This window comes from Vibrio sp. 1288 (genome assembly GCF_033344475.1).
This window is the reverse complement of sequence record NZ_JAWPOX010000682.1, coordinates 1-633: the sequence shown is the minus strand read 5'-3', so window position 1 is coordinate 633 and position 633 is coordinate 1. Positions and strand designations below refer to the sequence as shown.

The following is a 633-nucleotide window of genomic DNA, read 5'->3' as shown; positions in this document are numbered from 1 at the left end:
AAGAGGCTATTGTGGTCAGAAAGGGGGGAACTTATATTTAAGAAACTCTTTGTATTTTTAAGTGACCGGCTTGATAAAGCTTAAGATCTGGCAGGTTTTCGTAAGCTAGGGTGACTTGATTGCGTCCTGAGTGCTTTGAATAGTACATCGCTTTATCGGCCTCGATTAGAAGCTCTTTTGCGTTGGATTGTTGTGAATTCAACTCTGCTACACCAATACTAACAGTGGTCGTAATTTCAACGTCATCGACATGACAGATCGTTGCTTGTATAGCTTGGCGGATGCGTTCAGCTACTTCATACGCTTGAATCGCATTCGTATCTGTTAAGATTACTGCGAACTCTTCTCCTCCCAATCGACCTATAAAGTCGCTGCCACGAATGACTCCTTGGCAAACGTGAGCAATGCGAGTGATAACATGATCACCAGAAAAATGGCCAACTCTATCATTAATATCTTTGAAGTGATCAATATCGATCATCAAGCATGAAAGTGTTTTAGAACGTTTTGTATGTTGAATGATCGCATTATCTAAATTGGAGATAAACGCCCGACGGTTGAGAAGACCAGTAAGTGCATCAGTTTCTGATAATTGTTTAAGGCGTTGTTCTAGCAAATGAGTCTTGGTGATAT

The 633-nt window shown here is 40.8% G+C and carries 1 protein-coding gene; it reads right to left on the bottom strand.

The genetic code is table 11. The annotated features are described in order from the left end of the window. Nucleotides 1-37: 37 nt before the first annotated feature. Nucleotides 38-633 (bottom strand): GGDEF domain-containing protein (locus tag R8O11_RS28760; RefSeq protein WP_318195060.1); only part of this gene is annotated, 596 nt, incomplete at its 5' end.